Genomic DNA, 24,091 nt, shown 5'->3' on the forward strand with positions numbered 1-24,091 from the left:
CGCAGGTCACGCAATGGGTGCCGGCGGCCGTGTCGCCACGCCCCGTTCGCCGCCGGCGCATTCGCTATGATCGCGGCGGTCCGTCCCAGGGGAATTCTTCGATGAGCAAGCCGTCCGGCTCCCTCGCTTCCGCGCTCACGCGGCACAAATCCATCGAACAGCTGCAGGCCGAAGCCGGCTCGCGCGGCGATTTCCGCCGCGTGCTCGGCCTGTGGCAACTGACCGGCATCGGCCTGGGCGGCATCATCGGCGTGGGCATCTTCGTACTCGCCGGCCAGCAGGCCGCCGCCAACGCCGGGCCGGCCGTGGCACTGGCCTTCATCATCGCGGGCATCGCCAGCGCCGCCGCGGCGCTGTGCTACGCCGAGTTCGCCGGCATGATCCCGGTGACCGGCAGCGCCTACACCTACGGCTACGCGGTGCTGGGCGAATTCGCGGCCTGGCTGATCGGCTGGGACCTGCTGCTCGAATACGCGTTGATCGTCGCCGCGGTCGCCAGCGGCTGGTCGGGCTACGTCATGGCGATCCTCGATGCCATGGGCCTGCACCTGCCGGTATGGGCGCAGGGCGCGATGGGCACCGGCGAAGGCCGCGTGTTCAACGTGATCGCCGCGGCCGTGTCGCTGCTGATCGCCGGCCTGCTGACCGTCCGCACCGAATGGGGCGCGCGCTTCAACACCGTGATCGTGCTGATCAAGGTCATCGCGGTCGTGCTGGTGATCGGCGTCGGCGTGTTCCACATCGATACGGCGAACTGGTCGCCGTTCATTCCCGAGCGCGTGGTCGACGCCGACGGCAAGGGCCATTTCGGCTTCCCGGGCGTGGTCACCGCGGCGGCGGTCGTGTTCTTCGCCGTGTTCGGCTACGACACCCTGACCACCGCGGCGGAAGAATCGAAGAACCCGCAACGCGACCTGCCGCGCGCGGTGCTGCTGTCGCTGGGCGTGTCGATGGTGCTGTACATCGCGATCTCGCTAGTGCTGACCGGCATCGCCCACTACTCCACCCTGGGCACCGATGCGCCGGTGGCCGACGCGTTCAAGAACCTGGGCATGCCGTGGATCAGCATCGCGATCTCGGTCGCGGCGGTGACCGGCATCATCAGCGTGATGTTCGCCTTCCTGCTGGCCGCGGCGCGCATCTGGTTCTCGCTGGCACGCGACGGCCTGCTGCCGCCGTGGTTCGCCAAGGTGCACCCGCGCTACGGCACGCCGCACCGCCCGACCCTGCTGCTGGGCGCGGTGAGCGCGCTGGTCGCCGGCCTGCTGCCGATCGGCGAGGTCGCCGAACTGGTCAACATCGGCACGCTCTCGGCCTTCGTTGTGATCTGCAGCGCGGTCATCGTGCTGCGCCGCAGGCGCCCGGAGTTGCCGCGCGCGTTCCGCACGCCGTGGGTGCCGGTGGTGCCGCTGATCGGCATCGCCTTCTCGATCTGGCTGGTGTCGCAGCTGCCCTGGATCACCTGGGAGCGCTTCCTGATCTGGATGGCGATCGGCCTGGTCGTGTACTTCGGCTACGGCATCCGCCACAGCAAGCTCGCGAAGGGCTGATCGCGGCGGAGTGACGCCTCAGCGCGGCGCGTCGTAACCGCCGCGCAGGCCGCGCGGCGACAGCACCAGCTGCCACAGCTGGATGCGCCGCGCGCGGAAGCTGGCCATCGACCCGGCCAGGTAGAAGCGCCACATGCGGCGGAAGCGTTCGTCGTACGCGGGCAGCTGCGGCCACGCCGCTTCGACGTTGGCCCGCCACGCCTGCAGCGTGCGGTCGTAGTCGGGGCCGAAGCCGTGCCAGTCCTCGATCACGAACAGCCCCTCGACGGCGCGCGCGATCTGCGCCGCCGACGGCAGCATCGAGTTGGGGAAGATGTAGCGCGCGATCCACGGATCGGTGCGGTGTTCAGAGCGGTTGTTGCCGATGCTGTGCAGCAGGAACAGGCCGTCGTCGGCCAGGCACGCGCGGGCGACGTCGAAGTAGCGACGGTAGTTCTTCACCCCGACGTGCTCGAACATGCCGATCGAGAACACGCGATCGAACTTCTCGTCGAGTGAACGGTAGTCCTGCACGCGGATCTCGATCGGCAACCCGGCGCACAGGTCGCGGGCGAATTCGGCCTGTTCGCGCGACACGGTGACGCCCACGCCGCTGACCCCGTAGCGCTCGGCGGCGTACTTCAGCGCCTCGCCCCAGCCGCAGCCGATGTCCAGCACGCGCATGCCCGGCTGCAGGCCGAGCTTGCGGCAGATCAGGTCCAGTTTGGCTTCCTGCGCCGCGTCCAGCGTGAGCGCCTGGCGCCAGTAGCCGCAGCTGTAGACCAGTCGCCGACCGAGCATGGCGGCGTACAGGTCGTTGCCGAGGTCGTAGTGGCGCTCGCCGACGATGAAGCTGCGGCCGCGCGTCTGCAGGTTGAACAGATGCGCGCGCAGGCCATCCACGAACGCGGCGAATCCGTGCACGCGCTCGTCGACGTGCGCATCGAGCAAGCGGTACAGCAGCCCGTCCAGCGAGCGCGCATCCCACCAACCGTCCATGTACGACTCGCCCAGGCCCAGCGATCCCTGCGTCAGCAGCCGCATCGGCAAGCCGGGATCGTGCATCTGCAGGTCCCAGTCGCGATCGCCGTCGATGCGGACATCGGCCAGCGCAAGCAGGCGCTCCAGCCGGTGCCGGAAGGGGTGGCTCCGCATCGCGGCCGTGGAAGACTGCGTCGCGGACATGGCGGTCAGCTCACGCTGCCCTGGCACATGGCGTTACCCGCCTTCGAACAGGCCCCGGAATGCAGGCGCGATGTAGGGAAGCAGCGACGCGGACGGCACTTCCACCGTCTGCGTGCCGTCCGAATACGGCCCGACCTGGTACGGCGCGAACACGAAGCGCACCGACTGGATGCGGCCGTTGCCACCGACGATAGGTTCGAACTGGCTGAAATGATCCGGGTCCGGTTCGGTACCGTCGTCGATCATGCGGTTGGCGTTCTTGAGCACTTCCACGCGTTCCGCCGGCGGCAGCTCGTCGGCGTCCACGCGCTGCGACAGCGCGGTGTGCAGCTGTTCGCGCACCAGCGTGGAGATCGCTTCCCAGCCCTTGGCATCGGCGACGAGGTCGCTCGCGCGCAGCAACCGGTTCTGTTGCGGCAACCACACCCAGCGCGCGATCAGCGGCGCGCCGTGGGCGCCGCCGGTGTAACTGCTGCCGTCCACGCCCACCGACACCAGGGTCGGCGAAACGTGCAGTTCGGTGAACGGCAGTACGAGCTCGTAGGGGGCACTGCTCCCGGCCTGCGCCCGGCCCTTGGCCGCTTCGAGCAGTTCCTTGCGCGCGCTGTCGGCGTACTGGCGCAGTTCGGCCGCCAGCAGCGGGTACTGGCTCGCCACCGGCGGGTAGCTGATGCCGATGATGTAGTCGGCGGTGTGCTCGGTAACGTCCTGCAGCGATGCGTCGACCGCAGCGGTCGCCGGCGTGACCGCCGCCGGTGTGTCGGCCGCGGGCGCGGCCGGCTGCGCAGGCTGCTCGCGCTTGCAGCCCGCCAGCGATGCGCCGGCGGATAGCGCCAGCACGAGAAGAGTGCGCGGAAGATTCAAGCGCATGGGCAAGTCCCTGTTATCCCGGCGACAGTATCGCCGAAAACGTGATCACGTATTCACATTGACGTGGAATGCGGCACGAACCGGCACGCGCATTCGATCAAAGGCGGGTCACCATTCGGTGCGCTGGGGCAGCAGTCCGCGCAGCTCGGCGTCGGTGAGGTTGCGCCACTGGCCCGGCTTCAGGTGCCCGAGCTTGACGTTGCCGATGCGCACGCGCAGCAGCTGCTTCACGCGGAAGCCGAAATACGCCGCCATCAGGCGGATCTGCCGGTTGAGGCCCTGCACCAGCACGATCCGGAAGCCGAACTTGCCGAGCTTGCCGGTCTTGCACGGCAGGGTCGTTTCCCCGCGCAGCGGCACGCCACGGCCCATGCCGCGCAGGAATTCGTCGGTGACCGGGTGGTTCACCGCAACCAGGTATTCCTTTTCCAGCTTGTTCTCGGCGCGCAGGATCTCGTTGACGATGTCGCCGTTGCTGGTCAGCAGGATCAGGCCTTCCGAATCCTTGTCCAGGCGGCCGATCGGGAAGATCCGCTTCTCGTGGCCGACGAAGTCGACGATGTTGTCCTTGACCGAGGATTCGGTGGTCGAGGTGACGCCGACCGGCTTGTTCAACGCGATGTAGACGTGCCGGCGCTGGCCCTTGGCGGCCGTGCGGACCTGCAGCTTCTGCCCATCGATGAGGATCGCGTCGTCCTCGCCGATCTCGGCGCCGACGCGCGCGCGCAGGCCGTTCACGGTGACCCGGCCCTCGGCGATGAGGCGGTCGGCTTCGCGACGCGAGCAGTAACCGGTGTCGCTGATGTGCTTGTTGAGACGCATGCGGGGTGGGCTTGGAACGGCTGGGAATGATACGCCCTGCGTTCCCGCTTCCGCGCCACGCGGGCGGGCCGGCCCAAGCCAGCCCGGTCAGGCCAGGAGGTCGGCGTACTGCTTGTGGCGCTGGATCCAGGCGGCCGCGTACGAGCAGGCCGGCCGCACCCGGATGCCCGCCCCGCGCGCGAACTCGAACGCCGCGCGCACCAGCTCCGAGGCGATGCCCCGCCCTTCGATCTGGCGGGGCACGCCGGTGTGGTTGATGACCAGGACCTCATGGTCGTAGTGGTAGGTGACCTCGGCTTCGAGGCCATCGACCACGGTGGTGAAGCGCCTACCGACGGGATCGTGGTGGATTTCGTACGACTGCATGGCGTTCAGGCGGTTGCTCCGTTCGCGGTTGGCGGATGCGGGAAGTCTATTCCCCGGCGTCGCGACGGGTCTGCTCCTTGCGGTCCTGCTCGCCGATGCTGCCCTGGGTCGCTTCCAGGCGGCTTTCGTCCCGGTGGCGCTGCTCGGCGTGGGCCTCGGCCTGCGCCTCCTGGCTTGCATCCCGCTCCGGCACGGCATGGTGGCCCACCGGGTGGGACTGGTCGGTGTCGAATTGCCGCCACGGCGGCGGCTCGCTGGCGCGGGCGTGTTTGGCTTCGAGCAGCGCGCGGGTATTGGCCAAGGCCTGTTCCGGGGTGATGTGGTGCGGCTGGGCGGCTTGGGTGGCGTCGCCATCGAGCTTGCGCGGCGGCGATGGGCTGATCGGGGTGCTTGCTGTCGTGGCGGCGGTCGTCGCGAGGGTCGCGGTCGCATCGTTGCGGGCGGCCCGGCGGCGCGGGGTCTTTTCGACCTGGGTCGCGCTGGAAGCGCTGGGCTGCACGGGCGCGGCAGTCGCCTTGCGCGCGGCCTGCTTCGCGACTGCCGCGGTGGCAGCAGTCACCGTCGGTTTGAGCGGCGCCATGGACGTGCGTTGCGCGGACTTGCGGACCGGAGCCTTGACGGCCTTCTTCACCACCTTCCTGGCGGCCGTCTTCGGTGCGGCGGTCTTGCGCGGCGACTTTGACATCGGCTTCAGTACTGCGACGGTCGTGCGGACGACCTTCTTTGTCGCACTCTTCTTCACCGTCTTCTTTGCGGCCTTCTTTGCCGTCACCTTTCTGACCGCAGGCTTCTTCACGGCCTTCTTTGCCACCACCTTCCTGGCGGCGGGCTTCTTCACTGCCTTCTTCACCGCTTTCTTCACGGCCACCTGCCTGGTGGCGGTCTTCTTCACGCCCTTCTTCACCGCCTTCCTGGCTGCGGGCCGCTTCACCGCTTTCTTCGCTGCCTTCTTCACCGCCTTCTTTGCGGCCACCTTTTTCGTCACCTTCCTGACCGGCGCTTTGCGTGCAACGGCCTTCCTGGTCGCTTTCCTGACGGCCTTGGTGGTCTTGCGGGTTGCCATGCTCGCCTCCGTGTTTTCGCCATGCACCGGCGCCTTCACGCCGTACGCGGCATCGGATAACACGCACGACATTCACGCCGGGTGAGTGAATGCGTGACCCGCATGGGTGAGCGAGTCCGCCTGCGTGATCGGGTAGCGTTGATTTGCTTGCAGGGGGGAAATGTTTGTCGTTGACCGGAGTCCATGGAGCGGGCACCCCGACCTGTGACTGCACGGAAGCCACATCGACTATCCAGCAAGAGGGAGCACCACCCATGGCCCAGGCGAATTACGGCCCCTACGAGCAATTCAGCGACGATGCGTTGATGCATCGCTACTTCGAGCTCTCGGACCACCCCGAGGAACACGCGGAAGAACTCGCCGCGATCGACGCCACCATCCAGTCGCGCCTGTCCGCGGCCTATGGCGTGGGCGGAGCCGAGTCTTCGCCCCGCGTCCGCGTCGCCTCGCCTATTTGATCCCCGCCTTGCGGAAGGCGGCTTCGATCTCCTCCGCGTAGCGTTTCTGCGCGGGATCAGCGCGATCGGCAAGCTTCAGGAACTGCTTCATCTGCTCGGGATCCAGGCGACCGCCCCCGGCCATGGCCAGTTGATCCATGCGGTACATGAAGCCACGACCGTCCTGCGGATATTCCGCGCGGAGCCGGTCGATATAAGGCGCTGCTTTCGCCGCGGCCTGCTTGTGTGCGAGGCCGGCGTCGTACAGCCACATGGTGGTGAGTTCGCGCAGTGACGCCTGCCGCTGCTTCTGATCGCCCAGGGCCTTGAGGTAATGCCGCTCGGCCTCTTCGTAACGCCCGCTGTTGTAGTACGCCGCGCCCAGCAGGTATTGGCCCCACGCGCTATCGGGCTCGGTCGCTTCCGCGCGCACCAGGTAAGGCAATGCCCACTCCGGTTCGGTGCGAAGCAGGTTCCAGCCGATCCTGCGATCGGCCCATGCGCCGCCCTTGTTGAACCGCGCCTCCTGCAGCAGGTAGGCCAATCCCTTCCACTGGTCCTTGGGCGCGTCCGTGCGCGAGTACGCCAGGTTGGCGGCGTCGTGCAGGTGGGCCTCGGTCGAACCGGTGGCAACCGCGATGTCGAGCACGTCCGCGGTTTCCTGCGTGTAGACGTCATCGAGGACCAGCCGATTGCCGCGATCGCCGAAGGGCGCTGCCTGGTACATCGCGATCTGTGGCCGCCGCGGATACAACGCGGGCAACTCGTAGGCATAGGCAAGCATCGCTTCGTACGAGCCGCCCCAGCGCGGTTCCAGCGAGCGCATCCGGTAACGCACCAGTTCGGTACAACCGGGGTCGATGCCGTGCCCCTTCTGGAAAGCCCACGCCTCCAGGTCCGCGCGCGAATCCAAGATGGCGAGGTCCATGGCCGCCACGTAGCCGGGCATCAGGCGTGGCTCGGCCTTGATCGCCTTGCGGATCAACGGCACGGCCTGGTCGGCCATGCGGGACATCTCGCGCAGGCTTTCCCGCGGCGTCTCGCTGGCCCATTTCCCGCCACGGGCCTTCCAGGCCGCGCTTACGAAGTAAACGCCGCGCGCCAGCACGGCGAAGGCACTGTCGGGCGACTTTTCCAGCCACAGGGCGGAAACGCGATCCGCATCCGCCGGCTCGCCCTGGAAGCGCTCGAAGAACGGGTGGATTTCCTCACTGAACCCGCTGTCGGAGAAGTGCCGGGCAAGTGCATCCGCCAGCAGCTTCTCCAGCGCGCCTGCTTCGCCACGCTGGAGGTAGCCCTCCACGTCGGCAAGGCTGGGCACGGCGGCGTTGTGGTACCGGCAATGCGCCTGCGCATGCCCGGCCGGCCACTTGTTCCCCGGCACGTCCGGGAACGCCAGGCAACGCTGCAAGGGATCGGCGATGCGCTCGGCGGCGCGCGCCTTGAGCAGGTAGTCGCGCCACGGCGCGGGCGCGTCCTTCAACACCTCCGCCTCGGGCCGCTCGGGAATCGGCGGCAATCCCGCCGTCGCTTCGCCTGCCAGAAGCAGGCCTGCCACCAGGCAGGCAAGATATTTCCATCCCATGGAACTCCCCCGATTTCCAGTTGGCGGCTACGGCAGCCGCGGACTCTGCAGTGCCTGGATGAAATGCGGAAGCACGTCCGGCTCCATCAGCAGCATGAACAGCACGCCGTACACCGCACCGGACAGGTGCGCGCTGTGGTTGACGTTGCCACCGCCCTGCCGGTCCTTCCAGAACGAATACGCCACGTAGCCGATGCCGTACAGGAATCCCGGCACCGGCAGCGGCGCGAGGATCCACATCCACGGATCGAGCAGGATCGAGGCGAACAGCACCGCGGACACGCCCCCCGACGCGCCCAGGCTGCTGTAGCGCGCGTCGTGGCGATGGCGCATGTAGGTCGGCAGGATCGCGATGACTATCGCCGACAGGTAGAACAGCGCATAGCCGAGCGAGCCGATGTACCGCGCCATGAAGCCTTCGACCACGCGGCCGAAGAAGAACAGCGTGATCATGTTGAACAGCAGGTGCGACCAGTCCGCATGGATGAAGCCATGCGTCAGCAGGCGGTCGTACTGCTTGTAGCGGTCGATCGCCGGCGGCCACAGGATCAGGCGCTGCAGCAGCGGCGGGCGCTCGAACGCCAGCCAGGACACCACGGCGGTCACCGCGATCAGGATGATGGTCAGCATGCGGGAGCGATCCTCGTTCCGGCCACGTTCCGCGCCCGTCAGGCGCGGTAGTGGTCCTGCATCGGGTAGCGGCGCGCGTAGAGCGCGAAAGCCAGTGCGGCAACCATCGCGAAGCCGGCGAAGAAGAACATCAGGAACGCGGTTTCGCTGAGGCCGGTCTGCGCAATGCTGGAGATGACGCCATCGTTACGGACCGCGGCGTTGCTGAGCAGCACCCACAGGTTGCCGACGGTCACCGAGAGCATCCAGAAGCTCATGATCGTGCCCTTCATCGATGTCGGCGCCTGGCTGTAGGCGAACTCGAGGCCCGTCGCCGACACCAGCACTTCGCCCATCGTCAGCAGCGCGTACGGCAGCACCTGCCAGACGATCGAAACCGGGTCGCCGCCGTCGATGGCGAGCTGCAGGCAACCGGCCACGACCCAGGCGACGGACGAGAACGCGATGCCCGTGCCCATGCGGCGCAGCGGCGTCGGCTCGATGCCGATGCGGCGCAGCAACGGGTACAGCACCAGGTTGTTGAACGGAATAATCAGCATCACCAGGGCCGGGTTCAGCGCCTGCATCTGCGCGGCCTGGAACCACGAGGGCTTGGTCATCAGCCCGCCCTGGATCACCCAGGTCGACGCCTTCTGGTCGAACAGCGACCAGAACGGCGTCACCAGCGCGAACACGATCAGGATGCGCAGCACCGCGCGCACGCCGTCGACGGCTTCGTCCGGATGCGCACCGCGGGCACGCTCCAGCTGCATGGCTGCGCCAACGCCGCCAAAGGCCATCACCAGCACCAGCGCCAGGCAGAACGCCGGCACGAACTCCAGCGAACCCACCAGCCACAGGCCGAGCGCAGCCACCGCCAGCACCGCGCCCAGCACGGCGATGACCAGCCCGGTGCGCCCCTGCCCCGCCTGCCTTGCCAACAGCGCGGTGCGCACGACGTTGAGGAACGAATGCGGGTTCGGCGGCGCCGCCGGAACGTGCACGTACTTGTGGCGCCCCGCCCAGAAGATCACGACGGCTAGGAACATCAGCGCGCCCGGAATGCCGAAGGCGATCGCCGGCCCGAGGCTGCTGAGGAAGATCGGCATCAGCAACGAGGCGAAGAAGCTGCCGAAGTTGATCGTCCAGTAGAACGCGTCGTAGACGACCTTGGCCTTGCCCTTGTTGCTCTGGTCGAACTGGTCGCCGACGAAGGCCGATACCAGCGGTTTGATGCCGCCCGACCCCAGCGCGATCAGGAACATGCCCGTGTAGAAGCCGGTAGTGTTGTCCACGAACAACGACAGGCAGACGAAGCCCAGCACGTACACCAGCGACAGCCAGAAGATCGTGTTGTACTTGCCGAAGAAACGGTCGGAGAGCCAGCCGCCCAGCAGCGGGAAGAAGTACACGCCGATGACGAAGGTGTGGAACACGTCCTTCGCCATGTGCTCGCGCTCGCCCTGCGAGGCGATGTACATCAGCAGCGTGGACACGAGGAACGGCGTCAGGATGTTGCGCATCCCGTAGAAGCCGAAGCGCTCGCAGGCTTCGTTGCCGATGATGTATGGGATCTGCCGGGGCAGCTTTCCGGTGTTGGCGTTGGCGGTGCTGGCTGTCATGGGACTCGCACGGGTTCGCGCCGGACATCCGGTTCCGGCTGGAAAAGTCAGGAAAACGGCGGGGCATGCCCGCCGACCCGCCGCAGGGTAACCCAGCCCCGGGCAGGCACGGAACTCGGCCGCCGGCCGCGCCGGCGGGAATTCAGGCCATCAGGCCCACTCGCTCAGGCCTTCGCGCGCGTACAGCGTGGCGAACGACGGTCGCGCCTTCATCCGCTGCGCCAGCGCCGCCAGGTGCGGCCAGGTCGTGGCCGGCTGCGGCATGTTGCGCGACCAGCGCATCAGCATCGCCAGGTAGAAATCGGCGGCGCTGACGTGGTCGCCGAGCAGGTACGGACCGTGCGCGCCCAGGTGCGCGTCGAGGCGATCCCACGCGGCTTCGATGCGCGGGCGGACCGCCTCGCGCACCAGCGCCTCGTTGGCGGCACCGGCGGGCTCGTGCGGGTACCACCAGATGCGGAACAGCGGCTGCACCGCATTGGCAAGGTGGAACATCCACTGCAGGTACTGCGGCCGCAGCGGGCTGTCGGGCGCGGGCGCGAAACCGCCCTGCGCGTGGCGATCGGCCAGCAGCATCGCCAGCGCGCTGCATTCGAACCGCGGCACGCCGTCGTCGACCAGCGTCGGCACCACCCCGTTGGGATTGAGCGCGAGGTATTCGGGCGATTTCTGCTCCCCGGCCTTGGTGTCGACCAGGCGCAGTTCGTGCGGCACGCCAAGTTCGATCAGGAGCCAATGCACGACCATGCTGGCGGCGCCGGGGGAGTAGTAGAGCGAATACATGCAGCGGCTCCTGTGGATGGTGCGCGGATGATCGCACGCGGCGCGCGACGCACGCACTGCTGACACCACGCCGACAGCAATCCGTGCACCTTCGCACCCCGCCGGCGTGTCGAAGCGGCTACCTTCGCGCCATTACGACGCGCCACTACGACGCGCCGTTACGACGTGCCGTTACCATCTCCTCATTCCTTCTGTCGAACCGACCATGCCCCGCACCCTCCTGCTACCTGCCAGTCTGATATCTGCCGGCCTGGCCCTCGCCCTTGCCGCCACCGCGCCCGCTGCCGCCAGCACCGACCTCGCCACGGTCTCCGAGCGCAGCGGCTTCGTGAAGACCGGCCGCTACGATGAAGTGATCGCGCTGTGCGAAGCCTTCCAGCAGCGCTATCCGGACGCCGTGCGCTGCTTCGATTTCGGCACCACACCCGAAGGCCGGCCGATGAAGGCGCTGGCGGTCAGCAGGACCGGCAAGCTGCAGGCGCAGGCCGCGCGCGACGCCGGACTGCCCGTGCTGCTGGTGCAGGGCGGCATCCACGCCGGCGAGATCGACGGCAAGGACGCGGGTTTCCTGCTGCTGCGCGAACTGCTCGATGGCAAGCGCAAGGACAACCCGCTCGACCGCCTGGTGCTGGTGTTCGTGCCGGTGTTCAACGTCGACGGGCACGAGCGTTTCGCCGCCTGGAACCGCCCGAACCAGCGCGGCCCGGAGGAGATGGGCTGGCGCACCACCGCGCAGAACTACAACCTCAACCGCGACTACGTGAAGGCCGACGCCCCCGAGATGCAGGCGATGCTGCGGCTGGCCAACGAATGGGACCCGCTGGCGATGATGGACCTGCACGTCACCGACGGCGCGAAGTTCCGGCACGACATCTCGATCATGGTCGAACCGACCGAAGGCAACGACGCGCCCTTGCGCAAGGTCGGCAAGGCGTGGCGCGACGGCGTGATCGCGCGCCTGAAGCGGCAGGGCTCGCTGCCGCTGCCGTTCTATCCCTCGTTCGTCGAATACGACAACCCGGCCTCCGGCTTCGAGCACGGGGTCGCCGCGCCGCGCTTCTCGCAGAGCTACTTCGCCCAGCGCAACCGCCTGGGCATGCTGGTCGAAACGCATTCGTGGAAGGACTACCCCACCCGCGTCCGCATCACCCGCAACACCGTACTCGCCGCCGCCGAGCTGATCGCCGCGCACGGCCGGCAGTGGCTGCAGGACGTGCATGCCGCCGACGAACGCGCGGCGCAGCTCGCCGGACAACCGGTCGCGCTCGACTACAAGGCCACCGACAAGGCGCGCACGATCGCGTTCCAGGGCTACGCCTACACGCGGACGCCGTCGGAGGTCTCCGGTGCGCTGATGACGCGCTACGACGAGAACACGCCGCAGGTCTGGCACATCCCGCTGCGCGACGAAGTCGTGCCCGATCACGTGCTCGACGCGCCGCGCGCGGGCTACCTGGTACCGGCCGCGCACGCGGCCTGGGTCGGCGCGAAGCTGCAGCAGCACGGCATCGAATTCCGCCGGCTCGACGCGCCGCTGTCGGTGGACGCCCAGGCCTTCCACGCGAGCGAAACCAGGTTCTCCGCGCAGTCGTTCGAGGGCCACCAGACGCTCACCGCCACGGGCGCGTGGCAACCGGAACGGCGCGATGTCGCCGCCGGCAGCCTGTTCGTGCCGATCGCGCAGGCGAAGGCGCGCCTGGTGATGACGCTGCTGGAACCGCAGGCCGGCGATTCGCTGCTGGCCTGGGGCGAATTCAACCCGGCCTTCGAGCGCAAGGAATACATGGAGGATTACGTCGCCGAGGAAGTCGCGCGCGACATGCTGGCCAGGGATCCGGCGCTGAAGGCGCGGTTCGAGCAGCGCCTGAAGGACGATGCCGCGTTCGCGAAGGACGCCTCCGCCCGGCTGGAGTTCTTCGCCCGCCTGCATTCGTCGTGGGACCAGGCGTACAACGTGTATCCGGTGTTGCGGATCGATCACGCGCCCGCGCCCTGACGGTTCATGGCCCCGGCCTTCCCCGCGTGCGGGAAGGCTGGGATGCGGGCCGACGCGGCGATAACGCGACCGGCCCCACGGATCCAACCGAAGCCCCTTCGAACCGACCGTTCGCGCAAAGCCCAAGGCCCGGCAACAGGACTTTCCGCCTAGAGCCCACGGGTCCCGATCACGCTAGGCTGCGGTCTTTATGTCTGCCGGGCCTACGCAATGACCTACCCTCGCCGCCTGCTCGTCGTCGCGCTCGCCAGCGCGATCTCCGTCTCCGCCGCCGCGCAGAACCCGCCGGCACCGCAGCCGCAACCCGCGCCACAGGCCAAGCAGCAGCTCGAGCAGGACGCGCTCGATCCGGCCGGCACCGATCCGGCCAAGGCCTCGCCGCAGACGGCCAAGGGTCGCAGCAAGCCGGGCGAAGCCGCCAAGGAAGAACCGAAGTGGGACGTCAGCGCCGCGCACGGCCCGACCAAGGCCGTGCGCTTCAGCACCGACGAAGGCACGTGGATGGACGTCGACGTGGCGCCCGATGGCCGCGAAGTCGCGTTCTCGCTGCTGGGCGACCTGTATCGCCTGCCCATCGGCGGCGGACAGGCCAAGCGCGTGACCAGCGGCCCGGCCTGGGACGTGCAGCCGCGCTGGTCGCCGGACGGCAAGGAACTCGCCTTCACTTCCGACCGTGGCGGCGGCAACAACCTGTGGCGCGTTCGTGCCGACGGCAGCAATGCCGCGCAGGTCACCAAGGAAGACTTCCGCCTGCTCAACAACCCGGCGTGGACGCCCGACGGCCAGTACCTGATCGGCCGCAAGCACTTCACTGGCGAGCGCTCGCTCGGCGCGGGCGAGCTGTGGCTGTACCACGTCAGCGGCGGCGGCGGCCTGCAGCTGACCAAGCAGAAGAACGACCAGCAGGACCTGGGCGAACCAGCCGTGTCGCCGGACGGCCGCTACGTCTACTTCTCCGAAGACGTCAGCCAGGGCCCGTCGTTCCAGTACAACAAGAACCCGCATGACGTGATCTACGCGATCAAGCGCCTGGATCGCGAGAACGGCCGCATCGAGACGCTGATCGCCACGCCCGGCGGCGCGGTGCGTCCGCAGCCCTCGCCAGACGGCAAGTCGCTCGCCTTCGTCAAGCGCGTGCGCGATAAGTCGGTACTGCACGTGATGGACCTCGCCAGCGGCGAAGTGCGCCCGGTGTGGGACGGCCTCTCGCACGACCAGCAGGAGGCGTGGGCGATCTTCGGCCCGTACGCGAATTACGACTGGACCCCGGATTCCAAGGCCGTGGTGATCTGGGCGCAGGGCAAGCTCTGGCGCGTCGACATCGCCAGCGGCAAGCCGGCGAACATCGCCTTCAATGCCGACGTCGAACAGACCGTCGCCGAACCGCTGCGCTTCGAGCAGAAGATCGACGAAGGCAACTTCGCGCCGAAGATGATCCGCGACGTGGCGACATCGGCCGACGACAGGACGCTGATCTTCCACGCGGTCGGCCAGCTGTGGCGCAAGCGCCTGCCAGACGGCAAGCCCGAACGCCTCACCGGCAACGACGGCGTCTACGAATACCAGCCCAGCTTCAGCCCCGACGGTCGCAAGCTGCTGTACACCACGTGGACCGACGCCGGCATGGGCGCGATCTACGTGCGCGACGCCAACGGTGGCGGTACCGGCAAGCGCCTCACCCAGGAAAAGGGCTTCTACTACGGGCCGCGCTTCTCGCCCGACGGCCGCCGCATCGTCTACAGCAAGTCCGGCGGTGGCGGCCTGACCGGTTCGCTGTGGTCCGGCGACCGCGGCATCTACGTGATGCCGGCCGACGGCGGCAAGGCCGTGCGCGTCGCGCTCGAAGGCGACGCGCCGCAGTTCAGCGCCGACGGCAAGCGCGTGTACTTCCTCACCGGCGGCGGGCTGAAGAAGAAGCTGATGTCGGTCGGCCTCAACGGCGAGGAGCCGCGCGAGGTGTTCGACCTCAAGTACGTCGATGCGGTCACCGTGTCGCCCGACGGCAAGTGGGTCGCGTTCACCGAACTGTTCAACGCCTACGTCGCCCCGCTGGTCGCCACCGGCAAGGTGGTGGAGCTGAGCAAGGACAGCAAGGCGATACCGGTCACCCAGGTCAGCGCCGACGTCGGCAGCTACCTGCACTGGAGCGCGGACAGCAAGGCGCTGCACTGGATGGTCGGCGACCGCTATTTCACCCGCGACCTCACCCAGAGCTTCGCCTTCCTCCCGGGTGCGCCGGCCGAACTGCCCAAGCCCAGCGCCAACACCGGCATCGCGGTCGGGCTGACCGTGCCGGTCGACCAGGCCAAGGACGTGGTCGCCTTCACCCACGCCCGCATCGTCACCATGCGCGATGCCGAGCGCACGCAGGAAGTGATCGAGGACGGCACCGTGCTGGTGCGCGGCGACATGATCGAGGCCGTCGGCGCGAACGTCGCCATTCCGGCCGGCGCGCGCGTCATCGACGCCGGCGGCAAGACCATCGTCCCGGGCTACGTCGACGTGCACGCGCACGCCGCGCACTTCGGCCAGGGCGTGGTGCCGCAGCAGAACTGGGCGTACTACACCAACCTCGCCTTTGGCGTCACCACCATGCACGACCCGTCGGCGACGACCGAGTTCGTGTTTTCCGAAAGCGAACTGCAGAAGAGCGGCCGCATGGTCGGCCCGCGCGTGTTCTCCACCGGCACGATCCTGTACGGCGCCGACGGCGACTTCAAGGCGGTGGTGAACTCGCTCGACGACGCGCGCAGCCACCTGCGCCGCATGAAGGCGAACGGCGCCTTCAGCGTGAAGAGCTACAACCAGCCGCGTCGCGAGCAGCGCCAGCAGATCAACACCGCCGCGCGCGAGTTGGGCATGCTGGTCGTGGAGGAAGGCGGTTCGACCTTCCACCACAACATGACCATGGTGCTCGACGGCGTCACCAGCATCGAGCACAACATCCCGGTCGCGCCGCTGTACAAGGACGTGGTCGAGATGTGGCGCCAGACCGACGTGCGCAACACGCCGACCCTGGTGGTCAGCTACGGCGGCCTGTCGGGCGAGTACTGGTGGTACGCGCACGACAACGTGTGGGAGGACAAGAAGCTCAACCGCTTCTTCCCGCGCGAGACGCTGGACGCACGCAGCATCCGCCGCGAAACCGCGCCGGACTGGGATTACTGGCACCTCGAAGTCGCCAAGTCGGCGAAGAAGCTGCGCGATGCCGGCATCAAGATCCAGGTCGGCGGCCACGGCCAGTTGCAGGGCCTGTCGCCGAACTGGGAAATCTGGATGCTCACGCAGGGCGGCTTCAGCAACTTCGAGGCCCTGCGCGCGGCCACCATCGACGGCGCCGACCTGCTCGGCCTGTCCAAGCAGATCGGCTCGATCGAAGCGGGCAAGCAGGCCGACTTCGTCGTGCTCAACTCCAATCCGCTGGAACAGATCCGCAGCACCATCGACACGCGCTACGTGATGGTCGACGGCCGCCTGTTCGACGTCGACGCGGACATGGCGGAAATCGGCAACCGCGCCAGCAAGGCACCGGAGTTCTACTGGCAGCGCCATCGCGACGGCCAGACCTTCGGCCTGGAGTACGGACCGACCGCGGTCTGCCATTGCCCGAAGGGCCACGGCGCGCACACGCACGACGACTGAACCGGTCACGCAACGATGCGCGGCGCGCGCCGCGACGTCACCGCAATGTGACGCGGCGCACGCGGCGGCAAGCCCATGCCCACCGGCGCAGGTGTAGCCTGCGCCGGTTGTCTTTTCCGGGAAGCTCCATGACTGCGCGCCGCGCCACGCTGCTGTTGTCCATCGTCCTGCCGCTGATCGCCTGCCAGCCGTCCGGCCCGGCCGATCCGGCGACCGCGACCGATGCCGCAACGCCGTCATCGCCGTCCGCTTCCACGCACAAGACCGCCACGACGGTGACCCGCTGGCAGTGCGACAAGCTCACGGTCGCGACGCACTTCGACGACGCGTCGCTCGAATCGATCACCCTGGAAACGCCCGAGCGCACGCTCACGCTCAAGTCGATGGCGAACGAGGACGGCGCGCGCTTCGCCGACGCCGCCGGCAACGAGTTCTGGAGCCGCCCCGGCAAGGTCAGCCTGAGCCTGCTCGGCCAGCCCGCGATGGCTTGCCGCAAGACCCGCGCTGCGGCTTCGGCGCAGCGCTAGCCGATCCGTCCCGCGAACGGATCCGGATCGCCCGCGAACAGGCGCCGCGACAACTCGCGCTCGTCCGCTTCGATCTCGCCGATGAACTCGCGCGCATTGCCCAACCGGGCGAAGGCGGAGAAGCCGCGTTCGAGGAATCCCTGCAATTCGCCCAGTCCGGCCGCCTTCGCCGGCCCGCGCGAGAGTTTCAGCAGCATCGCCACCCCGGGCATGCGCAGCGCCCCGGCCAGGCCGGTGCCGACGTGCGCGATCAGGTCGATCTGGTGGCTGCGCAGCCGTGGCAGCCCGGCTTCGCGGTAGGCCTGCGCGTACAGCGGCGCATCCAGGCGCCGGCGCCGCGACGGCATCGCTTCCAGCACGTGGGCCAGGCGCAGGTCGAAGGCGTGGGTGAGCAGGCCGAGTTCGATCGCGTTGGACAGGGTTTCCAGCAACGTCGCCGGCAACAGCCGCTGCATCGTCGGCAGCACGCGCGCGATGTCGGCGTCGCGACGGCTGAAATCGCGGTCGTTGTAGACGTCGCTGAGGAAGAACTGCGCCGCGGGCCGGCGGGTCGGATCACGCAGGAAGCGGTCGAAGCTGGCTTCCAGGCGCCGGGCCTGCCAGCGCCGCACCTCCGGCAACCAGCGCAGGTGGTTGCGCGGTTCGCGCTCGGGATCGTGCACGGCCTGGTGCCGGGCCAGCAGGCAGCCCAGGCGCTTGGGAAGATCTCGGTTCCGGGACATCGGGGGGATGATCCCGAGCCGGGGCCCTACAGGCAACCGGCGCGCCTGACGGGCACCCCATTCCGCGCGCGGCCGGTCCGTTACACTCGGCCCACTGATCCCGGCTCCGACTGGTTCGCCCGCGCGCATGCTGTCCTTCCATACCGCCCGCCAGAGGGCGCGCAAAGCCTCCGACAAGACCCCACCGCGCATCGGCCTGGCCGTCGCCGGTGGCGGGCCCATCGGTGGCATGTACGAACTGGGCGCGCTGCGCGCGCTCGATGAAGCCATCGAGGGCCTCGACCTGTCGCGGCTGGATTGCTACGTCGGTGTCAGCAGCGGCGCGTTCCTCGCCGCCAGCCTCGCCAACCGGATCGGCACCGAGGAGATGTGCCGGATCTTCCTCACCGGCGACAGCGACGACGTGCAGTTCCGACCCGAAGCCTTCATGCGACCGGCCGTCTTCGAGTACATGCGCCGCGCCTCGGCGTTCCCGCGCCTGGCCGCGGACTGGTGGCGCGAGCTGCTGTTCTCGCCTGGCGACTTGCGCTGGCCGGATTTCCTCACCCGCTTCGGCGGCCTGGTCCCGACCGGCCTGTTCGACAACACCGAGGTCGAACGCTTCCTGCGCGACGTGTTCACCCGTCGCGGCCGCAGCAACGACTTCCGCCAGCTCGATTCGCGCCTGTACGTCATCGCCGTCGATCTCGACAGCGGCGAAGCGGTGCGTTTCGGCGGCAAGCAATGGGACGACGTGCCGATCTCGCAGGCCATCCAGGCCAGCGCGGCCCTGCCCGGCCTGTATCCGCCGGTGGAAGTGCGCGGCCGCCACTTCGTCGACGGCGCCCTGCGACGCACGATGCACGCCTCGGTCGTGCTCGAGCGCGGCATCGACCTGATGCTCGGGGTGAACCCGCTGGTGGCGTTCAATTCGGGCGCCGACATCGGCGTCGCGGCGAGCAGCCCCGGCCGCCTCGCCGCGGGCGGCCTGCCCGCCGTGCTCTCGCAGACGTTCCGCACGCTGCTGCAGTCGCGCATGCAGATCGGCCTGGCCAAGCACCAGCAGCAGTTCCCCGACATCGACCAGTTGATCTTCGAACCGAACGCACAGGACGGCGAACTGTTCTTCACCAACGCCTTCAGCTTCGCCAACCGCCAGCGCATCGCCGAGATCGCCTACCGCAACGTGATGGCCGACCTGCGCACGCGCGGCGACACGCTCGCGCCGGTGCTGGCCGCGCACGGGCTGCGCGTGCGCGAGGACATCGCCGGCGACGCGAGCCGCTCGATCCTCGACGGCCTGCAACCGCGACCGCGCCGGACCGAAACCACGGCGCGCCTGCATCGCGCGCTCAATGACCTCGACGCACTGGTGGCCTCGCGGCACTGAGTCCGTTGCCGCGCCCGCCATGACCGCGGGCCTTGGTGTGAAAGCTCTAGACAACGCCGCGATCTTGCAGCCATCACCCAACTCCCAGCCGGGATCGAGCCATGGCCAAGTTCAAGAAGACCGCGAAGAAGACTGCACGTGCCACCAAGGGCGCCTCTGCCAAGGCCAGCGCACAGCAGGCCGAGCAACTGTCGAAGACCTTGAGCGAATCCGCACAGCAGGTGTGGCTCGCCGGCGTCGGCGCCTTCAGCCGCGCGCAGACCGAAGGCACCAAGCTGTTCGAGGCCCTGATCAAGGAAGGCCTGAAGCTCGAAAAGAACGCGCTCAAGTTCGCCGGCGGCCAGGCCGATGTCGTGCGCGGCGCCGTGGAGAGCAAGGTCGGCCAGGCACGCGAACGCGCCACCGACACCTGGGATCGCCTGGAAAAGGTCTTCGAGGACCGCGTGCAGCGCGCCCTGACCAAGCTCGGCGTTCCCGGCCGCGACGACCTCGCCGAACTCACCCGCAAGGTCGATTCGCTGACCGCCGAACTGCGCAAGCAGAACGGCAAGCCGGCGGCGAAGAAGGCCACCAAGACCGTGCGCAAGCCGGCCGCGCGCAAGAGCCGCACGGCTGCGCCGTCGGCCTGATCGCCGCGACCTGATCCATCCCGGCGGCGCAACCGGCGCCGCCCGCATCACCGATTCACAGCACGTTTCACGCCCGCCAGTCCCCGACGCAGCTCCCCTCCCCTTGCGATTCGGACTGGCGGGCTTTTTGTTGCCCGGCCACTGACGTTCTTCACGTTCTCGGCCTCGTGGCGCTGACGTATAGTTCGCGCTCGGCCACCAGGGTTGGATCAATGTCGGTAACGTCGCTCCTGCTTGCATCCGCAGTCACCCTGGTGCTCGGTGGCGGCGCCACCGCGTGGCTGTGGCTGGTGCAACGCCCGAACGCCGAACGCAGCGAAGGCCTGAAGCTGCTGGCCGCGATGCGCTGGCGCGAATTCTCCCGGCTCGTGCTCGACGGCCTGCGCAGCCGCGGCTTCGAGCCGGAAGCGGTCGAGGACGCCGCCGAGCGCGGCCAGGATTCCGTGATCCACGTCCGCCGCAACCAGCAGGCTTGGCTGCTCGCCTGCAAGCACGGGCTCAATTACCGCATCACCCAGTCCATGGTCGGCGACATGGCCGATGCCATCCGTTTCCACGGCGCGGCCGGTGGCGTGGTGGCGACGCTGGGCGAAGTCGAGTCGCAGGCACGCAAATTCGCGACCGGCCACGTGGAGCTGTTCGACGGCCACGCGCTGTGGCCTATCGTGGAGGCGCAGCTTTCGGCCGGCGTGCGCGACGAGCTGGCGGGCAAGGCGCAGGCGGCCACGAAGCGGCAGATCGCGGTCGCGTGGGCCGCGGCGCTCACGCTCGGGCTGGTGGCGGCGCTGGTGGCGCCGAAGGGCGATGACGCGGAAGCCGTCGATCCGGTCGCCGCTGCGACACCGGCTCCGCCACAAGCGGCCGCGCCGACGGTGCAACCTGCAGGCACGGTGCCCGGCGATGCCGCCGCCGCAGCCCCCGAAAGCGAGGACGAGCAACGCGACGACGTGATCCGCATGGTGGCCACGGTGCCGGGCGTGGAGCGCGCGATGTGGAGCACACGCTCCACCCTGCTGATCTACCTCACCGACGAGTCGGTCGACCCGGTGCGCAACATCTGCGGGATCATGGAGAAGCACGAAGGCCTGCGCACCTCGCGCCTGCACCTGCAGCCGCCGGCGGGCGCGACCCGACCCGCGCGCTTCCTGCAGTGCGCGACGTACTGACGCCAGCCACGGCGGCATGAAAAAACGCGGCCTTGCGGCCGCGTTTTTCGTTTGCCTCGGTCAATCAGTTGCCGGCATCCGTTACCAGTGGACGCCGCGCATCAACGCGGCGAAGGCGATCTGTTCGTTGCTCGGCTGCGACTCGCCCTTGAGCGCCTTCTTGTCGCCCTTGGCGGCGGCCGAATCCGGGAACAGCTCGAACGCCGTGCTCATCACCACCTCGTAGGCCTTCGGCGCCACCGCGTTGATCACCGAGGCGAAGATGCCCAAGCGCGTGGCGATGCGGCTGGGGCGTTCGATGATGCCCTTCACCACCAGGTCCGCCGCCTCGTCCGGCGTCAGCGTCGGCACGCTCTCGTACATCTTGGTCGGCGCGATCATCGGCGTCTTCACCAGCGGCATGTTGATCGTGGTGAAGCTGATGCCCTTGCCCGACAGTTCGCCCTGCGCGCAGCGGCTGAACGCATCCAGCGCCGCCTTCGATGCGACATAAGCGGAGAAACGCGGCGAGTTGGCCAGCACGCCGATCGAGGAGATGTTGATGATGTGGCCGCGGCGGCGCTGGGTCATGCCCGGCATGAAGCCCATGATCAGGCGCAGGCTGCCGAAGTAGTTCAGCTGCATCGTGCGCTCGAAATCGTGGAAGCGGTCGTAGCTGAGCTCGATCGAACGGCGGATCGAACGGCCGGCATTGTTTATCAGCACGTCGACGTGGCCATGGTCCTTCAGCACGGTCGCGACCAGGCGGTCGCAATCAGCCATGTCGGACAGGTCGGCGGTATAGGCGAAGACCTTGCCGCCGGCCTTCTTCATCTCGTCGCGCGCCTTGAACAACTCCTCCTCGCCGCGTGCCACGATCACGGTGATCGCGCCGGCCTCGGCCACGCGCTGCGCGGTCGACAGGCCGATGCCCGACGAGCCGCCGGTGATCAGCACGACCTTGCCCTTGACCTTGCCCTTCAGCGAACGATCGACGAACAGGTCCGGGTCGAGGTGGCGCTCCCAGTAGTCCCACAGGCGCCACGCATAGCTCTCCAGCGGCGGCACCGCGATGCCGCTGCCGCGCAGCGCGCGCTCGGCCTCGCGGTTGTCGAAGCGCGTGGGATAGGTGATGAACTTGAGGACTTCCTTCGGGATCTTGAAGTCGCGCAGCAGCATGCCGACGAAACGCCGCACCGGCGGCAGGTTGCCTACCGCGGCGCGGATACCGCTGGGCACGAAGGCGAACATGCGCGCGTCGATGCGCATGGTCATCTCCGGCGCATGGCCGGCGCGGCAGAAGGTGTTGAGCACCTCGCCCACGCGCATCGGTTCGGGATCGGTCAGGTGGAAGCAATGGCCGTCCAGCTTCGGCTTGTGCGCGATGTGGTCCATCGCATTGACCACGTAGTCCACCGGCACGATGTTGATGCGACCGCCCTCGATGCCGAGCGTCGGCATCCATTGCGGCAGCATCTCGCGCAGCTTCTTGATCAGGGTGAAGAAGTAGTACGGGCCGTCGATCTTGTCGATCTCGCCGGTCTGCGAATGGCCGACCACCATGCCCGGGCGGTAGATGCGCCACTTGATGCGCTTCTCCTTGCGCACCAGGCCTTCGGACTCGTGTTTGGTGGCGAGGTAGGGATCGTCCAGGCCTTCGGCCTCGTCGAACATGTCCTCGCGGAACACGCCCGGGTACATGCCGGCGGCCGCGATCGAACTGGTGTGGTGGAAGCAGCCGGCGCCGAGCGCGGCGGCCAGGTCCAGCGCGTGCTGGGTGCCTTCGATGTTGGCCGTGCGCTGCGAGGCCGCGTCCGCGGTCAGGTCGTAGATCGCGGCCAGGTGGAAGAAATGCTTGATCTTGCCGGTGAGCGCCTTGACCTGGGCGGCGCTGACCCCGCAACGGGCGCCGGTCATGTCGCCGGCGACGACCACGACCCGCTTGGGGTCCCAGCCCATCTTCTTGGCGATGGCATCGAACTTCTTTTGCGAATCCTTGCGCACCAGCACGTGCACCGTGCCCTTGCGTTCCAGCAGCTTGCTGACCAGGTAGCGACCGATGAATCCGGTGGCGCCGGTGACGAAGTAGCTCATGCCCCTGCTCTCCCGAGAACGCCGGCGTGGTGGAGTTGCGAAGCGAGCGCCGGTCTTGCGGCTAACGTTGCCAGAGCCCGCCCCCGCCCACAATGCCTCCCCGTATTGACCGTGCCATGACCCCATGCTGTTATGCCGCATCCTCTGCATGGAGCCGCCGACATGGCCGATCTGAAGACCCAATTCGAACAGGCCGCGAAGGACGTCCACGCGCTGGCCGAGCGCCCCGACAACGACACCCTCCTGCGCCTGTACGCGCTCTACAAGCAGGGCGCGGAAGGCGACGTATCCGGCGCCAAGCCGGGCTTCTTCGATTTCGTCGGCACCGCCAAGTACGAGGCGTGGGCCAAGCTCAAGGGCACCGGCCAGGACGACGCGATGAAGAAGTACGTCGACCTGGTCAAGAAGCTGCGCGGCTGAGCCCGCGATGGCCCGGCAGACCCGCCAGCGCATCCTCGATGCCAGCCTGGCCATGTTCAACGCGCAGGGCGAGCCCAACGTCACCACCAACCACATCGCCGACGAGCTGGAGATCAGCCCCGGCAACCTGTACTACCACTTCCGCAACAAGGACGACATCATCGAGCAGCTGTTCGCGCGCTTCGAGGAGCGCATGGACGCCGCGCTGGCCGCGCCGGAAGGCCGCCTGCCCGGGCTCGAGGACATCTGGCTGCAGCTGCACCTGGTGTTTGAGTCGATCTGGGACTACCGCTTCCTCTACCGCGACCTGGTCGAGATCCTCAGCCGCAACCGCCGCCTGCGCCTGCGCTTCGCCCGCATCCTCAAGCGCGCCGACGAGCAGGCGCACGCGGTCATGCGCGGGCTGTCGCAGGCCGGCGTGATGCGCGCCTCGGGCGCGGAACTGGCCGCGACCGCCACCAACGTGCTGGTGATCGCCACCTTCTGGCTCAACTACGCCTCGGCGCGCGGCGACAAGGACGAACACGAAGCGATCCGCGCCGGCATCGTGCAGGTGATGATGCTGCTGGCGCCGTTCCTGCACGACGCCGAACGCCTGCACCTCAACAACCTGACGCGGGCGTACATCGACTGACGCCCGCACCCACCGCACATCAACCGACGTGGGCCGCGCCCA

Annotated in this window: 22 protein-coding genes; 11 read left to right on the top strand and 11 right to left on the bottom strand. The window is 68.2% G+C overall.

Annotated elements, in window-relative coordinates; translation table 11 throughout:
- The first annotated feature begins 101 nt into the window (after positions 1 to 101).
- Positions 102 to 1,550: an amino acid permease gene (locus H8B22_RS01195; protein ID WP_187712340.1), complete on the top strand. Its 1,449-nt coding sequence runs from the start codon at positions 102 to 104 to the stop codon at positions 1,548 to 1,550.
- An 18-nt stretch (positions 1,551 to 1,568) separates the two neighbouring features.
- Here the strand turns inward: H8B22_RS01195 and cfa are convergent, their stop codons facing one another.
- The 5 genes from cfa to H8B22_RS01220 form a co-directional block, all read right to left on the bottom strand.
- A complete protein-coding gene (gene cfa, locus H8B22_RS01200; protein WP_187712341.1) occupies positions 1,569 to 2,714 on the bottom strand; it encodes a cyclopropane fatty acyl phospholipid synthase in 1,146 nt (381 codons plus the stop codon).
- Positions 2,715 to 2,747: 33 nt separating this feature from the next.
- Positions 2,748 to 3,584, bottom strand: coding sequence for a DUF3298 and DUF4163 domain-containing protein (locus H8B22_RS01205; protein WP_187712342.1), 837 nt, complete (start codon positions 3,582 to 3,584; stop codon positions 2,748 to 2,750).
- 108 nt (positions 3,585 to 3,692) lie between these two features.
- Complete coding sequence (locus H8B22_RS01210; protein WP_187712343.1) at positions 3,693 to 4,406, bottom strand: pseudouridine synthase; 714 nt, start codon at positions 4,404 to 4,406, stop codon at positions 3,693 to 3,695.
- 87 nt (positions 4,407 to 4,493) lie between these two features.
- The gene (locus tag H8B22_RS01215; RefSeq protein ID WP_187712344.1) at positions 4,494 to 4,772 is read right to left on the bottom strand and encodes a GNAT family N-acetyltransferase; all 279 of its coding nucleotides are present in this window, start codon (positions 4,770 to 4,772) and stop codon (positions 4,494 to 4,496) included.
- A 46-nt stretch (positions 4,773 to 4,818) separates the two neighbouring features.
- Positions 4,819 to 5,403, bottom strand: a complete 585-nt coding sequence (locus tag H8B22_RS01220; protein WP_187712345.1) for a hypothetical protein — start codon at positions 5,401 to 5,403, stop codon at positions 4,819 to 4,821.
- Here H8B22_RS01220 and H8B22_RS01225 point away from each other — a divergent pair.
- Together H8B22_RS01225 and H8B22_RS01230 are read left to right on the top strand one after the other, a co-directional pair.
- A complete protein-coding gene (locus H8B22_RS01225; RefSeq protein ID WP_187712346.1) occupies positions 5,387 to 5,920 on the top strand; it encodes a hypothetical protein in 534 nt (177 codons plus the stop codon). The genes H8B22_RS01220 and H8B22_RS01225 overlap by 17 nt on opposite strands.
- A gap of 169 nt (positions 5,921 to 6,089) precedes the next feature.
- Entirely contained in the window at positions 6,090 to 6,293 is a 204-nt protein-coding gene (locus H8B22_RS01230; RefSeq protein ID WP_187712347.1) for a hypothetical protein, read from the top strand.
- Here the strand turns inward: H8B22_RS01230 and H8B22_RS01235 are convergent.
- The 4 genes from H8B22_RS01235 to H8B22_RS01250 all read right to left on the bottom strand — a co-directional run bounded on the left by H8B22_RS01235 (position 6,286) and on the right by H8B22_RS01250 (position 10,871).
- Entirely contained in the window at positions 6,286 to 7,830 is a 1,545-nt protein-coding gene (locus H8B22_RS01235; protein ID WP_187712348.1) for a tetratricopeptide repeat protein, read from the bottom strand. The genes H8B22_RS01230 and H8B22_RS01235 overlap by 8 nt on opposite strands.
- A gap of 54 nt (positions 7,831 to 7,884) precedes the next feature.
- Positions 7,885 to 8,487 carry a rhomboid family intramembrane serine protease gene (locus tag H8B22_RS01240; protein WP_187712349.1) on the bottom strand — a complete coding sequence of 201 codons (603 nt, stop codon included), beginning with the start codon at positions 8,485 to 8,487 and terminating at the stop codon, positions 7,885 to 7,887.
- Positions 8,488 to 8,525: 38 nt separating this feature from the next.
- Positions 8,526 to 10,088, bottom strand: a complete 1,563-nt coding sequence (locus tag H8B22_RS01245) for a POT-type proton-dependent oligopeptide transporter (protein WP_187712350.1) — start codon at positions 10,086 to 10,088, stop codon at positions 8,526 to 8,528.
- A gap of 150 nt (positions 10,089 to 10,238) precedes the next feature.
- Positions 10,239 to 10,871 carry a glutathione S-transferase family protein gene (locus H8B22_RS01250; RefSeq protein ID WP_187712351.1) on the bottom strand — a complete coding sequence of 211 codons (633 nt, stop codon included), beginning with the start codon at positions 10,869 to 10,871 and terminating at the stop codon, positions 10,239 to 10,241.
- A 205-nt stretch (positions 10,872 to 11,076) separates the two neighbouring features.
- Between H8B22_RS01250 and H8B22_RS01255 the strand changes: the two genes are divergently transcribed.
- From H8B22_RS01255 to H8B22_RS01265, 3 genes are all read left to right on the top strand, one after another.
- Entirely contained in the window at positions 11,077 to 12,867 is a 1,791-nt protein-coding gene (locus tag H8B22_RS01255; protein WP_187712352.1) for a M14 family metallopeptidase, read from the top strand.
- 210 nt (positions 12,868 to 13,077) lie between these two features.
- The gene (locus H8B22_RS01260; protein WP_187712353.1) at positions 13,078 to 16,509 is read left to right on the top strand and encodes an amidohydrolase family protein; all 3,432 of its coding nucleotides are present in this window, start codon (positions 13,078 to 13,080) and stop codon (positions 16,507 to 16,509) included.
- A gap of 128 nt (positions 16,510 to 16,637) precedes the next feature.
- Entirely contained in the window at positions 16,638 to 17,036 is a 399-nt protein-coding gene (locus H8B22_RS01265) for an MliC family protein (protein ID WP_187712354.1), read from the top strand.
- Here the strand turns inward: H8B22_RS01265 and H8B22_RS01270 are convergent.
- Positions 17,033 to 17,758, bottom strand: a complete 726-nt coding sequence (locus H8B22_RS01270; RefSeq protein WP_187712355.1) for an FFLEELY motif protein — start codon at positions 17,756 to 17,758, stop codon at positions 17,033 to 17,035. The genes H8B22_RS01265 and H8B22_RS01270 overlap by 4 nt on opposite strands.
- 127 nt (positions 17,759 to 17,885) lie before the next feature.
- On the opposite strand from H8B22_RS01270, the gene H8B22_RS01275 reads away from it, so the two are divergent.
- The 3 genes from H8B22_RS01275 to H8B22_RS01285 all read left to right on the top strand — a co-directional run bounded on the left by H8B22_RS01275 (position 17,886) and on the right by H8B22_RS01285 (position 20,922).
- On the top strand, positions 17,886 to 19,127 hold the full coding sequence (locus H8B22_RS01275; protein WP_187712356.1) for a patatin-like phospholipase family protein: 1,242 nt from the start codon (positions 17,886 to 17,888) through the stop codon (positions 19,125 to 19,127).
- A 101-nt stretch (positions 19,128 to 19,228) separates the two neighbouring features.
- Positions 19,229 to 19,756, top strand: coding sequence for a phasin family protein (locus H8B22_RS01280; protein WP_187712357.1), 528 nt, complete (start codon positions 19,229 to 19,231; stop codon positions 19,754 to 19,756).
- Positions 19,757 to 19,968: 212 nt separating this feature from the next.
- Positions 19,969 to 20,922, top strand: coding sequence for a restriction endonuclease (locus H8B22_RS01285; protein ID WP_187712358.1), 954 nt, complete (start codon positions 19,969 to 19,971; stop codon positions 20,920 to 20,922).
- 81 nt (positions 20,923 to 21,003) lie between these two features.
- On the opposite strand, the gene H8B22_RS01290 is transcribed toward H8B22_RS01285, so the two are convergent.
- Positions 21,004 to 22,995: an SDR family oxidoreductase gene (locus H8B22_RS01290; protein WP_187712359.1), complete on the bottom strand. Its 1,992-nt coding sequence runs from the start codon at positions 22,993 to 22,995 to the stop codon at positions 21,004 to 21,006.
- Between the two features lie 162 nt (positions 22,996 to 23,157).
- Here H8B22_RS01290 and H8B22_RS01295 point away from each other — a divergent pair, with 162 nt between their 5' ends.
- Both H8B22_RS01295 and H8B22_RS01300 read left to right on the top strand, forming a co-directional pair.
- Positions 23,158 to 23,415: an acyl-CoA-binding protein gene (locus H8B22_RS01295; RefSeq protein ID WP_187712360.1), complete on the top strand. Its 258-nt coding sequence runs from the start codon at positions 23,158 to 23,160 to the stop codon at positions 23,413 to 23,415.
- Positions 23,416 to 23,422: 7 nt separating this feature from the next.
- Entirely contained in the window at positions 23,423 to 24,049 is a 627-nt protein-coding gene (locus H8B22_RS01300; RefSeq protein ID WP_187712361.1) for a TetR/AcrR family transcriptional regulator, read from the top strand.
- Positions 24,050 to 24,091: the final 42 nt, after the last annotated feature.

This window comes from Lysobacter terrestris, from assembly GCF_014489475.1.
GTDB lineage: Bacteria > Pseudomonadota > Gammaproteobacteria > Xanthomonadales > Xanthomonadaceae > Agrilutibacter > Agrilutibacter terrestris.